Below are 14,053 nucleotides of genomic sequence, written 5' to 3' on the forward strand. Positions count from 1 at the left end.
AATTGGGCGGCGGCCATGGCCTGGTCGGTCACGCCGGTTTCGGCGCGCATGCCCGCAGCGAGGAACGGCACCATCAGGCGCATCACCTGTTCGATGGAGGTGTTGACGCCAAAGTCAGTCTCGGCAATTGCCCGCAACGCTTTGATCCCGGACATACTGAATGCCGCTGCACCGAGCATGAAGTGCACGCGCCAGAACAATTCGATCGGCGGGATGCGCGGGGCGGCTTCGTTGACCAGCAACATATAGCGGCGGAATACCTTGCCGTACATGTCTTCCAGGTAACGCCGCAGGTGGCCCTGGCTCTGGCTGAACGCCAGGCCCAACAGGCGCATGAAGATCGACAGGTCGTTGCCGCTGCGGGGCTGTACCACCAGCGCTTGCTCAACGAGGATTTCCAGCAGTTCTTCAAGGCTTGGCTTATGGTCAGCCTTGGCCTGGCGGCGCTCGAGTTCACGGTCGAGACTCGCACAGAACGGCCCTAGGAAACGCGAGAAGACCGCCTGGATCAGGGCTTTTTTCGAGCCGAAATGGTAGTTCACGGCGGCGAGGTTGACCCCGGCCTTGCTGGTGATCAGCCGCAATGAAGTTTCAGCAAATCCTTTTTCCGCGAACAATTGCTCGGCAGCATCGAGAATGCGTTCAACGGTTTCCGACTGGGCCATGGCTACTCCGCCTGACAAACACTTGTTTGAAACATACGTTTCAGGTTGTGTCTTGTCAAGCCTGCGGGTTCGCTTTCCGGCCGGGCAGTCATCTATTTGAGCGCTATTTAATCACATCCTTTCAACTCTGTAGGCAGCGCTATCTCTACCTTGTAGGAGAGATAACAAATGACCGTCCAGCGGACGCTAAAAAAAGGATGATTGCCAAGCGCAGTTCACTGTATATAATCCCAGTCACTGTATAAAAAGACAGAGCGATCAACATGATAAAACTGACGCCACGCCAAGCTGAGATTCTGGCTTTTATCAAGCGCTGCCTCGACGACAACGGCTACCCGCCGACGCGCGCGGAAATTGCGCTGGAACTGGGGTTCAAATCCCCCAACGCCGCCGAAGAACACCTCAAGGCCCTCGCTCGCAAAGGCGCGATCGAGATGACCCCGGGCGCTTCGCGGGGCATTCGTATCCCCGGTTTCGAAGCCAAGGCCGACGAATCGACCCTGCCGATCATCGGCCGCGTCGCTGCCGGTGCGCCGATCCTGGCGCAGCAGCACGTCGAGGAGTCCTGCAACATCAACCCGACCTTCTTCCATCCTCGCGCCGACTACCTGTTGCGGGTCCATGGCATGAGCATGAAGGACGTGGGCATTTTCGACGGAGACCTGTTGGCTGTCCACACCACTCGCGAAGCCCGTAATGGCCAGATCGTCGTCGCCCGTATCGGCGACGAAGTCACCGTCAAACGCTTCAAGCGCGAAGGCAGCAAGGTCTGGCTCCTGGCCGAGAACCCTGAGTTCGCCCCGATTGAAGTCAACCTGAAAGACCAGGACCTGGTGATCGAAGGCCTGAGCGTCGGCGTCATTCGCCGCTAAAGGAGGCATCATGCAGCTCGTGCACACACCCCAACACACACAACTGTCGCTGTTCGAGGCCTTTATGGCCCAACCCCTTGCGCCCATCCTCAAGGAAACGGTCGAGGCGCCCTGGAGCGCCGAGCCTGAGGCGTTCAGTGAACTGTCGTTGCGCGGTGCGGCCGGGAGCTGCCTGAGCCTGCTGGCGCCGATCCTTCGCGAACTGAGCCAAGAACAGGATGCACGCTGGTTGACGCTGATCGCCCCGCCCGCCAGCCTGACCCAGACCTGGCTGCGGGACGCCGGTCTCAACCGAGAACGCATCCTGTTGCTACAACCACGCGGAGCGCAAAGCGCGCAGCAGTTGACCTGCGAAGCCCTGCGCCTGGGCCGCAGCCATACGGTCGTGAGCTGGTTGAACCCGCTGAATGCCAACGCCAAGCAGCAGTTGATCAGTGCCGCGCGCACTGGCGATGCACAGAGCTTGAATATTCGTTTGGGGTAAATGCAACAGTCAGACTCGCGGCTAGCTGACCTTGGTCAGTGCCCGCGATCGACGCGAGGCTTCTTCAGGCTGAGAAGCCGATCTGCAACATACAGCCAAAAAAAGCGACCAGCGAGACTCAGTGCAGAACCCGTGGACCGTCGTCCTTCTCCGGTTCGCCTTCCGCCAGGCGGCCAGCCATCTGCACACCAACGCTCAACATGGCTTTTGCCACTTCCACGTGCTGGCCTTGCAGGAACGCCTTGGCGTCCTCGGAAAAGTCCAAGATAACCAGAGAACCCTCGTCCTCAGCCCGGCGCAGCTCGATTCGGCCGTCAGGCAATTCAACAATTTCCAGAAAGGACGTCGGCATAAAAGTCTATTCTCCACGAAAGGCGGGGGATTATATCAGTCATCTGCCGGGCCTCGCAGAGGATCTGGCGAGGTTTCTTTACGGCTGGATGAATGGTGTCCTTTGGATCACCGCTGCCGCGGTGGGAGCTGGCTTGCCTGCTCCCACATTGCCCAGAGCAATTGGCAGATAACTTAGCTCAGCACTCGTTCAAACCTTCGCGAAAACGCAGCGCCATCTTTTTCAGCTCTTGGCGCCAGCCTTCCAGCTCTTCGCGGCTCAACGGCTTCGGTTCATCCTCTTCCAGCGCCAGCGCCACGATCAACGGCTGGGTCACATCGCCCTTGGGGACATGAGGAACACGCGGCGGCTGGAACATATCGGCATGCGCTTTGAGCAGGCGCGCGACCCAACTGTCGGGGCTTTGCGCCATTTCCACCAGCTCGGCGAGCTCAGGAATCGCCATGCTGTCCAGCACTTCGCGATTCATGATCATTTCCGCACGCGGCGAACCGGCCTGGGGTAAACGGTAGAACCCGGCGATTTCATGACACAACCCCAGCAAGGCGCCGTAGAGGTGAAACAAGGCCGCCTCACGTCCCGCCTGGACCAGCGCGATGGCGTTCATCTCCTTCCCTGCCTCGGCGCGGCCAAGGGCTTCCAGGGACAAACCCGCGAAGTAAATTTTCTGATTGGTACGGGTATAGAGTTCGTTGGCCATGACGGCAATCTCCACAACGAATAGACGTGATGCTGGCTCAACAGTGTCACGGATCAGCCGACCCCACTGCAAGGGCAAAAAAAGGCCGCCTGGGCAGGCGGCCTTTGTTTTTCGCAGCTTAACGGATCAAGCGCCCTGGCGCTTGTCCTCGACCTTCCACTTGCCGCCGTCGTAGAACGCCTTCCAACCGGTAGGTTTACCGTCCACTTCGGACTGAACGTACTGTTCCTTGGTCTTGCGGCTGTAGCGGATCACGGCCGGGCGACCGTCCGGGTCCTTCTTCGGCGCTTCACACAGGAAGTGGTACTTCGGATCGATCTCATCCTTGTGCGGCACGATCTCCAGCACCAGCGGCGCACGGGTCTCGCGGTTTTTCGGGAACTGGCTGGCAGCCAGGAACAGCCCCGAAGCGCCATCACGCAGGATGTAGGTGTCGTTGACCTTCTCGCACTTGAGCTCGGGCATCTTCACCGGGTCCATCTTCGGCGGCGCCGCATCACCGCTTTTCAGCAGTTTGCGGGTGTTCTTGCACGTCGGGTTGGTGCAACCGAAGAACTTGCCGAAACGGCCGGTCTTGAGCTGCATCTCGCTGCCGCACTTGTCACATTCCAGGCTCGGGCCTTCGTAGCCCTTGATGCGGTAGCTGCCCTCTTCGATCTCGTAGCCGTCGCAATCCGGGTTGTTACCGCAGATGTGCAACTTGTGCTTCTCGTCCAACAGGTAGGCATCCATCGCCGTGCTGCAGATCGGGCAACGGTGCTTGCCACGCAGGACCAGCGATTCGGATTCACCCTCGTCGTCGGCGGCGATTTCATCGCCCGGCACCAGGTTGACGGTGGCCTTGCAGCGTTCTTTCGGCGGCAGGCTGTAGCCCGAGCAACCGAGGAATACGCCGGTGGACGCGGTACGAATCTGCATCGGCCGGCCGCAGGTCAGGCACGGGATGTCGGTCATCACCGGCTGGTTGGCACGCATGCCGCTGTCCGGGCTTTCGGCCACTTCGAGCTTCTTCTTGAAGTCGCCGTAGAACTCGTCGAGTACGTTCTTCCAGTCACGCTCGCCGTGGGCCACGTCGTCGAGGTTCTCTTCCATGCCGGCGGTGAAGCCGTAGTCCATCAGGTTGGAGAAACTCTCGGACAGACGCTCGGTGACGATGTCGCCCATCTTTTCCGAATAGAAACGACGGTTGTGCAGCGCCACGTAGCCACGGTCCTGGATGGTGGAAATGATCGCCGCATAGGTCGAAGGACGACCGATACCGCGTTTCTCCATTTCCTTCACAAGGCTGGCTTCCGAATAACGCGCCGGCGGCTTGGTGAAATGCTGGGACGGGTCGAGCTTGATCAGCTTCAACGTGTCGCCCTGGGCCATGTCCGGCAGCACATCGTCGTCGCCTGGCTTGGCGATTTGCGGCATCACGCGGGTGTAGCCGTCGAACTTGAGGATACGGCCTTTGGCACGCAGCTCGAAGTCGCCTGCGCCCACACTGACGGTGGTGGACAGGTACTGCGCCGGCAGCATCTGGCAGGCCAGGAACTGGCGCCAGATGAGCTCGTAGAGACGCTCAGCGTCACGTTCCATGCCGGTCAGCTTACTCGGCTCGGTGTTGGCGTCGGAAGGACGAATCGCTTCGTGAGCCTCTTGGGCGCCTTCTTTGCTGCTGTAGACGTTCGGGTTTTCCGGCAGGTACTTCTTGCCGAACTCGCTTTCAATATAAGTGCGCGCCATCGCCACCGCGTCTTGCGACAGGTTGGTGGAGTCGGTACGCATATAGGTGATGTAGCCGGCTTCGTAAAGACGCTGGGCCATCATCATGGTTTTCTTCACGCCGAAGCCCAGGCGGTTACTGGCGGCCTGTTGCAGGGTGGACGTGATGAACGGCGCCGACGGCTTGCTGCTGGTCGGTTTGTCTTCGCGCTTGACGATGCTGTAGCTGGAAGACTTGAGCTTCTCCAGCGCAGCCATGGCCTGGGTTTCGTTCAGCGGTTTGAAGGCCTCGCCTTTCTCACGGGCCACTTCGAAACGCACATTGTTGCCCTTGGCGGTACCGAGGTCCGCGTGGACTTCCCAATACTCTTCGGGGTTGAACGCACGAATTTCACGCTCACGCTCTACCACCAGCTTGACCGCTACCGATTGCACACGGCCGGCGGACAGGCCACGGGCAATCTTGGCCCACAGCAGTGGCGAAACCATGTAACCCACGACGCGGTCGAGGAAACGACGGGCCTGCTGGGCGTTGACACGGTCGATATCCAGTTCGCCCGGCTTGGAGAAGGCTTCCTGGATGGCTTTCTTGGTGATTTCGTTGAACACCACACGCTTGTAGCGGCTGTCATCGCCGCCGATGGCTTCCCGCAGGTGCCAGGCAATGGCTTCCCCTTCGCGGTCCAAGTCCGTTGCGAGATAGATGGTGTCGGCATCTTTGGCGAGCCGGCGCAGCTCTTCGATGACCTTTTCCTTGCCCGGAAGGATTTCGTACTTGGCCTTCCAGCCATGTTCCGGGTCCACACCCATGCGCGAGACCAGTTGCTTGCGCGCTTTCTCTTTAGGCGTGAGTACCGGACCTTCGCCCGCAGCCGCCTTGCCGCGCTTGGCGGCTGGCTCCTTGCTGGCGCTAGCCGAACCGCTGGTGGGCAGGTCTCGGATATGGCCGATACTCGACTTCACCACGTACTCGTTGCCCAAGTACTTGTTGATGGTCTTGGCCTTAGCCGGGGATTCCACAATGACCAGCGATTTGCCCATGGATCGGAAAATTCCTGAATTCGAGAAGTGAAAGGCAGTTGGCGCCTGACGCGGCAACGCTATATATAGTGGCAACAGGGTGAGGTCAAGCGCAGCATTCTGCGCGGCCTGCCGTTATTGCCCTGAAAAAAGACTGGGTTCGGCCTGTACCAAAGCAAAGCGCGGGACCTGTTCGCCGTCAACTTCGACGGATTCGAGGAACATGCTCAAAGGGCGCACCCAAAAGCCGTAATCGCCATACAGTGCTTGGTAGAACACCACTTCTTCTTCGGTCTCGGAGTGCCGCGCCACATTAAAAACGCGGTACTGCGGACCTTTATAATGTTGGTAGAGCCCTGGTTCGACTTTCATGCTCTGGCCGCCTTACAAATTTTGTTAAAAAAAAATAATAAAAATACCGAAAAACAAAAACCGGGGCACTGGGCCCCGGCTTCCGTCAACTAAACGCTTAGAGGCGTTCGAAGACGGTGGAAATGCCTTGGCCGAGACCAATGCACATGGTTGCAACCCCAAGGTTGCCGCCATTTTGCTTCATCACGTTGAGCAAAGTGCCGGAGATACGCGCACCGGAGCAACCGAACGGGTGGCCCAGGGCAATCGCGCCGCCGTGCAGGTTAACCTTCTCGTTCATCTTGTCGAGCACTTTCAAATCTTTCAGCACTGGCAGGGCCTGTGCAGCGAACGCTTCGTTGAGCTCGAAGAAGTCGATATCGGCGATAGTCAGACCTGCGCGCTTCAAGGCTTTTTGTGTAGCCGGTACTGGACCATAGCCCATGATCGCCGGGTCCACACCCGCTAAGGCCATCGAACGAATCACCGCCATCGGCTGGATCCCCAGGTCCTGGGCACGCTGCGCCGACATCACGATCATGCACGAGGCACCGTCGGTGATTTGCGACGAAGTACCCGCTGTCACGGTGCCACCCTTTGGATTGAACGCCGGTTTCAAGGCGGCCAGGCTTTCCAGGGTGGTATCCGGACGAATGGTTTCGTCGTAGTCGAACAGTTTCAGGAAACCGTTCTCGTCGTAGCCGTTCATCGGGATGATTTCATCCTTGAACTTGCCTTCCACGGTCGCCTTGTGGGCGAGTTGGTGGGAGCGCACGGCGAACGCGTCCTGGGCTTCGCGGGTAATGCCGTGCATCTTGCCGAGCATTTCCGCGGTGAGGCCCATCATGCCCGAGGCTTTTGCCGCGTACAGTGACATGTGCGGGTTAGGGTCGACGCCGTGCATCATGCTGACGTGGCCCATGTGCTCCACGCCACCGATCACGAATACATCACCGTTGCCGGTCATGATCGCCTGGGCGGCCGTGTGCAGTGCGCTCATCGACGAGCCACACAGGCGGCTGACGGTCTGGGCGGCCGCGGTGTGCGGGATCTGGGTCAGCAAGGAGGCCATGCGGGCGATGTTCCAGCCCTGCTCCAGGGTCTGGTTGACGCACCCCCAGATCACGTCTTCGACTTCGTTCGGGTCGACCTTGACGTTACGCTCCAGCAATTTGCTGATCAGGTGCGCCGACATGTCTTCGGCGCGGGTGTTGCGGTGCATGCCGCCCTTGGAGCGGCCCATCGGCGTGCGACCGAAGTCGACAATCACGACGTCTCTTGGATTCAAGCTCATAAATATTCTCGCTCAAGTGTATGGGACGCTTAACCGAAGAAGCTCTGGCCATTCTTGGCCATCTCACGCAGCTTCGCGGTCGGGTGGTACAGCGGGCCCAAATCAGCGTATTGATCAGCCAGGGCAACGAACTCGGCCACACCGATCGAGTCGATGTAACGCAGCGCACCGCCACGGAATGGAGGGAAACCAATACCGTACACCAGGCCCATGTCGGCTTCGGCGGCGGTTTCAACGATGCCGTCTTCCAGGCAACGCACGGTTTCCAGGCACAGGGCGATCATCATCCAGTTGATGATGTCCTCGTCGGACACCTCACGCTGCTCGTAGATGACCGGCGCGAGTACTTCGTGAACCGACGGGTCGGCCACTTTCTTCTGCTTGCCCTTCTTGTCGGTCTCGTAGGCGTAGAAACCCTTGCCGTTCTTCTGGCCCAGGCGCTTGGCCTCGTAGAGCGCGTCGATCGCCGAGCGGCGGTCGTCTTTCATGCGGTCCGGGAAGCCTTCAGCCATCACGTCGCGGCCATGGTGGCCGGTGTCGATGCCGACCACGTCCATCAGGTACGCCGGGCCCATGGGCCAGCCGAATTTTTCCATGACCTTGTCGATACGCACAAAGTCCACACCGGCGCTGACCAGCTTGGCGAAACCACCGAAGTACGGGAACAGCACGCGGTTGACCAGGAAGCCCGGGCAGTCGTTGACCACGATCGGGTTCTTGCCCATTTTCTTGGCGTAGGCAACGGTGGTGGCGACGGCCAGTTCGCTGGACTTCTCGCCACGGATCACTTCCACCAGCGGCATCATGTGTACCGGGTTGAAGAAGTGCATGCCGACGAAGTTTTCCGGACGCTTAAGGGCCTTGGCCAGCAGCGTGATGGAAATGGTCGAGGTGTTGGACGCCAGGATAGTGTCGTCTTTAACATGGGCCTCCACTTCAGCCAGCACCGCTTGCTTGACCTTCGGGTTTTCGACAACCGCTTCGACCACCAGATCGACGTGGCCGAAATCGCCGTAGGACAGGGTAGGACGAATGCCGTTGAGCACTTCAGCCATTTTCGCAGCGGTCATGCGACCTTTATCAACGCGACCCACCAGCAGCTTGGCCGCTTCTGCCAGGCCCTGCTCGATGCCGTGCTCGTTGATGTCTTTCATCAGGATCGGCGTGCCTTTGGACGCCGACTGATAGGCAATACCGCCGCCCATGATACCGGCGCCGAGTACGGCGGCCTGTTTCACGTCTTTGGCGACTTCATCGTAGGCCTTGGCTTTTTTCTTCAGTTCCTGATCGTTCAGGAATAAGCCGATCAGGCTGCGGGCAGCAGAGGTCTTGGCCAGTTTGACGAAACCCGCCGCTTCCACTTCCAGGGCTTTGTCGCGACCGAAGTTCGCGGCTTTCTGGATGGTCTTGATCGCTTCAACCGGTGCCGGGTAGTTCGGGCCGGCCTGGCCGGCCACGAAACCTTTGGCGGTTTCGAACGCCATCATTTGTTCGATGGCGTTGAGCTTGAGTTTTTCCAGCTTCGGCTGACGCTTGGCCTTGTAGTCAAATTCGCCGTTGATGGCGCCCTTGATCAGGTTCAGTGCCGCTTCGGCGAGTTTGTCCGGAGCAACCACGGCATCGACAGCACCGACTTTCATCGCGTCTTCAGCCTTGTTTTCCTTGCCGGAGGCGATCCACTCGATGGCGTTATCGGCACCGATGATGCGCGGCAGGCGCACGGTGCCGCCGAAGCCTGGGTAGATGCCCAACTTGACTTCTGGCAGGCCGATTTTCGCAGTGGCCGACATGACGCGGAAATCCGCGGCCAGGCACATTTCCAGGCCGCCGCCCAGCGCGATGCCGTTGATCGCGGCAACGGTCGGCACGTTGAGGTCTTCGAAATCGCTGAAAATCTTGTTGGCTTCGAGGTTGCCAGCCACCAGCTCGGCATCGGGCAGCTTGAAGCTCTCGACGAATTCGGTGATGTCGGCGCCGACGATAAACACGTCCTTGCCGCTGGAGACGATCACGCCCTTGACCGAAGCATCTGCTTTGATGGCGTCTACGGCCTGACGCAGTTCGTTCAGGGTTAGACGGTTGAACTTGTTGACGGACTCACCCTTGAGGTCGAATTTCAGTTCGACGATGCCACTTTCAAGAGCCTTAACCGTGATGGCTTTACCTTCGTAAATCATCAACTGATCTCCACGATATGGAAGCTGAACAGTACACATTGGACGCTGGCCTCTGGATGGACATTGAAAATTTCGTCAATGCTCACCCCAATGCGCCAGGCACACCCGCCAATGCGATAGTCGGGATTCTGTATGAGACATCTGACAGACAAACGCTCAATTCATACGCCCGTTTGATTTGGGTACGCCACCTTCATCCAATTCCGGGCAATTGTCAATCGCTCGAAAGCGCTAGGAAAAACGCGACTTTCCAGTCATTTCAGAACCCCAACCCGCACCACATGCCTCGCCAATATTCAATTATTCACAAAATCAATAATCAACACGATGTTGAAAATGGCTGTACAGATCCGGATATCCGGCTAGGCTTGCGGCAGCCATGAAAGAATAGTCAAAGCGCCTGGATGAATACCCGGCGTGGAACACGCAGAGTTACCGGCCTGCCTGGCCAACCCCGCCCGATGATGATGTCGGGCTTTTTATTGTCCGGCGTTCAGGCCAGGGCCTTGAGCAACGTGTCAATGGCCTGCAGATCACTCACCTCGCCCTTCTCGCCCCAGCACAATGCGATCATTTGCCGGTCCGCCTCGACTTTGTAGACGTTGGCCGGCAGCGTCGCAAAATGCGCCAACAACTTCTCATCCACGCACGGTTCCTGCCATTGATTGACCCACACCCCAGGCTCCAACTGCCAGTAACTCCATAGCGCAGGGACCTTGCCGCGTCGTGGCCGGTGGTATTGCGCACACGGGCTCGGTGGCTCCTGCTTGAGCCAGTGCGGCCATTCCTGAGGCGACAGTTGCATCGCCAGGCCCATACGGCGCGCCTCCATGCGCAGGGCCATGCGCCCGCTCTGATGACGCGACGGGCGCAGCCATGCCAGGGGGCTCAAAACCACCGCGAGGATTGACACCACTATCCAGACCGTCATATGTGTACTCCCGAATTTCTAGATGAGCGGATTTGACCTGACGCAACCCCATCCGCCTGAAAGCAGCCATACTGAACTTATTGCAGTCCCCTGGAGGAACGCCCCATGTCATACGAACATATTCTGGTCGCCGTCGACCTGACCGAAGAGTGCGATCCAGTGATCAAGCGCGCCGTGGATCTGGCTGGCGACACTGCGAAGCTGTCCCTGGTGCACATCGTCGAACCGATGGCCATGGCCTTTGGCGGCGACGTGCCGATGGACCTGTCTCAATTGCAACAGCAGCAATTCGATCAAGCCAAGGAACGCCTTGAGCGCCTGATCGCCAAGTACCCGAGCCTGAAAAAAGATCAGAGCCACCTGACCTATGGTCAGCCGCGCCAGGAAATCCATCACCTGGCCAAGGAACAGGGCTGCGACCTGATCGTCGTCGGCAGCCATGGCCGTCACGGGCTGGCATTGCTGTTGGGTTCCACCGCCAATGACGTACTGCACGGCGCACCGTGCGATGTGCTGGCGGTGAAGCTGGTAAAAAGCTCGTAAGACCGATGGAGATCCAATGTGGGAGGGGGCTTGCTTGCTCCCACATTTGAACTCATCTCCTATAAAAAACCCGGTGTTCATCAGATGAACACCGGGTTTTTTAATGCATTGGAATCAATCAGGCATCCAGCTCGGCCCAACGCTCAACCAACCCTTCCAGCTCCTGGTTCAATGTTTCCAGGGACGCGATGACCTTGGCGGTTTCGGCCGCCGGACGCAGGTAAAAACCCGCGTCAGCCATTTCCGCTTCGACCGCGGCGATCTGCTGTTCCTTGGCGTCGATGTCACCCGGCAAGGCTTCCAGCTCACGCTGCAGTTTGTAGCTGAGTTTCTTCTTCGCGGCAGGCGCGGCTTCCGCAGCCGGTGCAGCGGCGGCCGCAGGGGCCACGACGGCGGAGGTCAAGTCGGCCTTGCCGGACTTGCTCTCGGTCACACCCAGCAGACGCGGCGAGCCGCCCTGGCGCAGCCAGTCCTGGTAACCACCGACGTACTCGCGCACCTTGCCTTCACCTTCGAAGACCAGGGTGCTGGTGACCACGTTGTCGAGGAATGCCCGGTCGTGGCTGACCATCAGTACGGTGCCGTTGAAGGTCAGCAGGACCTCTTCCAGCAGCTCGAGGGTTTCCACGTCGAGGTCGTTGGTCGGTTCGTCGAGGACCAGCAAGTTGGCCGGCTTGCTGAACAGCTTGGCCAGCAGCAAGCGCGCGCGCTCACCACCGGACAAGGCCTTGACCGGCGTTCGGGCGCGCTGCGGGCTGAACAGGAAGTCGCCCAGGTAGCTCAGCACATGGCGGCTCTGGCCGTCGATATCGATAAAGTCGCGGCCTTCGGCGACGTTGTCGATCACGGTTTTTTCCAGGTCCAACTGGTGACGCAACTGGTCGAAGTAGGCCACGTCGATGCGCGTGCCCTCTTCCACTTTACCGCTGGTCGGCTGCAGGCCGCTGAGCATCAGCTTGAGCAACGTGGTCTTGCCGGTGCCGTTGGCGCCGAGCAGGCCGATGCGGTCGCCGCGCTGCAGGACCATGGAGAAGTCCTTGATCAGGAACGGACCGTCCGGGTGATGGAAGCTGACGTTATCCAGCACCATCACCTGTTTGCCGGACTTATCGGCGGTTTCCAGCATGATGTTGGCCTTGCCGGTGCGCTCGCGACGCTCACCGCGCTCAACGCGCAGGGCTTTCAGTGCGCGTACACGGCCTTCGTTACGGGTGCGGCGCGCCTTGATGCCCTGGCGAATCCACACTTCTTCCTGGGCCAGACGCTTGTCGAACAAGGCGTTGGCGGTATCTTCGGCGGCCAGGGTGGCCTCCTTGTGGACCAGGAAGCTGGCGTAGTCGCCGTTCCAGTCGATCAGGCCACCACGGTCCAGTTCGAGGATGCGTGTCGCCAGGTTCTGCAGGAAGGACCGGTCGTGCGTGATGAACAGCACGGCACCCTGGAAATCCTTGAGGGCTTCTTCGAGCCAGGCAATCGCACCGATATCCAGGTGGTTGGTCGGTTCGTCGAGCAGCAGCAGGTCCGGCTCGGACACCAGGGCCTGGGCCAGCAGCACGCGACGACGCCAGCCGCCGGACAATTCGGCGAGGGTCTTGTCGGCCGGCAGTTGCAGGCGGCTCAGGGTGCTGTCCACCAGTTGCTGCAGGCGCCAGCCGTCACGGGCTTCGAGGTCTTGCTGGACGTGCATCAGCTTGTCCAGGTCTTCTTCGGTGACGCAGTTCTGCGCCAGGTGATGGTACTGGGCGAGCAACGCGCCAACGCCGTCGAGGCCTTCGGCGACCACGTCGAACACTGTCCGTCCGTCGGCCACTGGCAATTCCTGCGGCAATTCACCAATCTTGAGGCCGGGGGCACGCCAAACAGAGCCTTCATCGGGCTTCTGGTCGCCCTTTACCAGCTTCATCATGCTGGATTTACCGGTGCCGTTGCGGCCGATGATGCACACCCGCTCACCACGGGCGATCTGCCAGGACACCTTGTCCAACAACGGCATAGCGCCGAAAGCAAGGGACACATCGCTGAATTTGAGCAGGGTCATACGCTTCTCCAAAAACTGGGCGCGCATTCTACCTGAGTTGAGGGTGGGATGCGGCCGGCATTTTCGCTACTGACGCGTTCTGTAGGACAATTTCGGCGAACTTGAACGAACCGGCCAGCAAAGCTTTCACCGGCCGCAGGCAAAAGGCTAAGCTAGGGGTAATGAGTGTCGGCAGTGCCGGCGCTAGTCGTGATTTCTCTGCACGGACGTCTCATGCGCAGTCGCCTTTTCAACTTTTTATCTTGTCTGCTTCTTACCGCCACTGCCGCTCAATCCGCCCAGGCCGTGGACATCACCACCCAACGTCAATATTACGATGAGGCCAAACGCGCCCTGGCCAAGGGCGATACCGGGCCGTACATGCAATACAGCCAGGCCCTGGCCGATTATCCGCTGACGCCGTACCTGGCCTACGACGAGTTGACCGCCCGCCTGAAGACCGCCAGCAACGAGGAAATCGAACAATTCCTCGCTAAAAACGGCGACCTGCCCCAAGCCAACTGGATGAAGCTGCGTTGGTTGCGCTGGCTGGCCGACCGTGGCGATTGGCAGACCTTTGAAAAGTACTACGACCCCAAGCTCAATTTCGTCGAGCTGGATTGCCTGCATGGCCAGTTCCAGCTCACGCACAATCTGAAGGCCGAAGGCTACAAGACCGCCGAGAAACTCTGGCTGACCGGCAAATCCCAACCGGCGGCCTGTGATGCCACCTTTGCGCAGTGGGCCTCAGATGGCCAACTCACCGAACAGAAAATCTGGGACCGCGCCAAGCTCGCCGCCGAAGCCCGCAACTACGCGCTGGCCAACAGCCTGGTGAAAAGCCTGCCGACCCTCGGCGCCCAAGGCCGCCTGATGGTGGACGTGGCGCAAAAGCCCGAGATGCTCAGCGACCCCTCGCGCTTCCTGCCGGCCACCGAGG

The 14,053-nt window shown here is 59.5% G+C and carries 13 protein-coding genes and 1 pseudogene; 5 read left to right on the top strand and 9 right to left on the bottom strand.

All coding sequences use genetic code 11. The features are described 5' to 3' along the window. On the bottom strand, positions 1-665 hold a 665-nt coding region (locus L9Z73_RS14345), incomplete at its 3' end, for a TetR/AcrR family transcriptional regulator (RefSeq protein ID WP_247401990.1). A gap of 263 nt (positions 666-928) precedes the next feature. Here L9Z73_RS14345 and lexA point away from each other — a divergent pair. Beyond that, the gene (gene lexA / locus L9Z73_RS14350) at positions 929-1,537 is read left to right on the top strand and encodes a transcriptional repressor LexA (protein WP_247401992.1); all 609 of its coding nucleotides are present in this window, start codon (positions 929-931) and stop codon (positions 1,535-1,537) included. A 10-nt stretch (positions 1,538-1,547) separates the two neighbouring features. Continuing rightward, the gene (gene sulA, locus L9Z73_RS14355; protein ID WP_247401995.1) at positions 1,548-2,021 is read left to right on the top strand and encodes an SOS-induced cell division inhibitor SulA; all 474 of its coding nucleotides are present in this window, start codon (positions 1,548-1,550) and stop codon (positions 2,019-2,021) included. A 118-nt stretch (positions 2,022-2,139) separates the two neighbouring features. Here the strand turns inward: sulA and L9Z73_RS14360 are convergent, their stop codons facing one another. The 6 genes from L9Z73_RS14360 to fadB all read right to left on the bottom strand — a co-directional run bounded on the left by L9Z73_RS14360 (position 2,140) and on the right by fadB (position 9,622). Further along, the gene (locus L9Z73_RS14360; RefSeq protein ID WP_053255041.1) at positions 2,140-2,373 is read right to left on the bottom strand and encodes a hypothetical protein; all 234 of its coding nucleotides are present in this window, start codon (positions 2,371-2,373) and stop codon (positions 2,140-2,142) included. A gap of 178 nt (positions 2,374-2,551) precedes the next feature. Next, on the bottom strand, positions 2,552-3,073 hold the full coding sequence (locus L9Z73_RS14365; RefSeq protein WP_247401998.1) for a DUF6586 family protein: 522 nt from the start codon (positions 3,071-3,073) through the stop codon (positions 2,552-2,554). A gap of 126 nt (positions 3,074-3,199) precedes the next feature. Next, positions 3,200-5,821, bottom strand: coding sequence for a type I DNA topoisomerase (gene topA, locus L9Z73_RS14370; RefSeq protein WP_247402001.1), 2,622 nt, complete (start codon positions 5,819-5,821; stop codon positions 3,200-3,202). Positions 5,822-5,935: 114 nt separating this feature from the next. Further along, positions 5,936-6,172: a DUF1653 domain-containing protein gene (locus L9Z73_RS14375; RefSeq protein WP_010563748.1), complete on the bottom strand. Its 237-nt coding sequence runs from the start codon at positions 6,170-6,172 to the stop codon at positions 5,936-5,938. Positions 6,173-6,269: 97 nt separating this feature from the next. Beyond that, complete coding sequence (gene fadA / locus L9Z73_RS14380) at positions 6,270-7,445, bottom strand: acetyl-CoA C-acyltransferase FadA (RefSeq protein WP_247402004.1); 1,176 nt, start codon at positions 7,443-7,445, stop codon at positions 6,270-6,272. A 29-nt stretch (positions 7,446-7,474) separates the two neighbouring features. Continuing rightward, positions 7,475-9,622 carry a fatty acid oxidation complex subunit alpha FadB gene (fadB, locus tag L9Z73_RS14385; protein ID WP_247402007.1) on the bottom strand — a complete coding sequence of 716 codons (2,148 nt, stop codon included), beginning with the start codon at positions 9,620-9,622 and terminating at the stop codon, positions 7,475-7,477. A gap of 17 nt (positions 9,623-9,639) precedes the next feature. Between fadB and L9Z73_RS14390 the strand changes: the two genes are divergently transcribed. Then, the gene (locus L9Z73_RS14390; RefSeq protein WP_247402008.1) at positions 9,640-10,005 is read left to right on the top strand and encodes a hypothetical protein; all 366 of its coding nucleotides are present in this window, start codon (positions 9,640-9,642) and stop codon (positions 10,003-10,005) included. A gap of 110 nt (positions 10,006-10,115) precedes the next feature. Here the strand turns inward: L9Z73_RS14390 and L9Z73_RS14395 are convergent, their stop codons facing one another. After that, on the bottom strand, positions 10,116-10,553 hold the full coding sequence (locus tag L9Z73_RS14395; RefSeq protein WP_247402010.1) for a hypothetical protein: 438 nt from the start codon (positions 10,551-10,553) through the stop codon (positions 10,116-10,118). Positions 10,554-10,658: 105 nt separating this feature from the next. On the opposite strand from L9Z73_RS14395, the gene L9Z73_RS14400 reads away from it, so the two are divergent. Further along, entirely contained in the window at positions 10,659-11,096 is a 438-nt protein-coding gene (locus L9Z73_RS14400; protein ID WP_247402012.1) for a universal stress protein, read from the top strand. Between the two features lie 118 nt (positions 11,097-11,214). On the opposite strand, the gene L9Z73_RS14405 is transcribed toward L9Z73_RS14400, so the two are convergent. After that, positions 11,215-13,134: an ATP-binding cassette domain-containing protein gene (locus L9Z73_RS14405; protein ID WP_247402014.1), complete on the bottom strand. Its 1,920-nt coding sequence runs from the start codon at positions 13,132-13,134 to the stop codon at positions 11,215-11,217. Between the two features lie 213 nt (positions 13,135-13,347). Between L9Z73_RS14405 and L9Z73_RS14410 the strand changes: the two are divergent. Next, positions 13,348-14,053: pseudogene (locus L9Z73_RS14410) on the top strand (lytic murein transglycosylase); the annotation flags it as partial.

The organism is Pseudomonas emilianonis (genome assembly GCF_023072625.1).
Classification (GTDB): domain Bacteria; phylum Pseudomonadota; class Gammaproteobacteria; order Pseudomonadales; family Pseudomonadaceae; genus Aquipseudomonas; species Aquipseudomonas paraveronii.

What these genes read in the sequence shown, in the direction of transcription:
- lexA (WP_247401992.1), top strand. Translation starts at nt 929, where the DNA reads ATGATAAAACTGACGCCACGCCAAGCTGAGATTCTGGCTTTTATCAAG.
- sulA (WP_247401995.1), top strand. Translation starts at nt 1,548, where the DNA reads ATGCAGCTCGTGCACACACCCCAACACACACAACTGTCGCTGTTCGAG.
- L9Z73_RS14400 (WP_247402012.1), top strand. Translation starts at nt 10,659, where the DNA reads ATGTCATACGAACATATTCTGGTCGCCGTCGACCTGACCGAAGAGTGC.
- L9Z73_RS14360 (WP_053255041.1), bottom strand. Translation starts at nt 2,373, where the DNA reads ATGCCGACGTCCTTTCTGGAAATTGTTGAATTGCCTGACGGCCGAATC.
- fadB (WP_247402007.1), bottom strand. Translation starts at nt 9,622, where the DNA reads ATGATTTACGAAGGTAAAGCCATCACGGTTAAGGCTCTTGAAAGTGGC.
- topA (WP_247402001.1), bottom strand. Translation starts at nt 5,821, where the DNA reads ATGGGCAAATCGCTGGTCATTGTGGAATCCCCGGCTAAGGCCAAGACC.
- L9Z73_RS14405 (WP_247402014.1), bottom strand. Translation starts at nt 13,134, where the DNA reads ATGACCCTGCTCAAATTCAGCGATGTGTCCCTTGCTTTCGGCGCTATG.
- L9Z73_RS14390 (WP_247402008.1), top strand. Translation starts at nt 9,640, where the DNA reads ATGGAAGCTGAACAGTACACATTGGACGCTGGCCTCTGGATGGACATT.
- fadA (WP_247402004.1), bottom strand. Translation starts at nt 7,445, where the DNA reads ATGAGCTTGAATCCAAGAGACGTCGTGATTGTCGACTTCGGTCGCACG.
- L9Z73_RS14375 (WP_010563748.1), bottom strand. Translation starts at nt 6,172, where the DNA reads ATGAAAGTCGAACCAGGGCTCTACCAACATTATAAAGGTCCGCAGTAC.
- L9Z73_RS14395 (WP_247402010.1), bottom strand. Translation starts at nt 10,553, where the DNA reads ATGACGGTCTGGATAGTGGTGTCAATCCTCGCGGTGGTTTTGAGCCCC.
- L9Z73_RS14365 (WP_247401998.1), bottom strand. Translation starts at nt 3,073, where the DNA reads ATGGCCAACGAACTCTATACCCGTACCAATCAGAAAATTTACTTCGCG.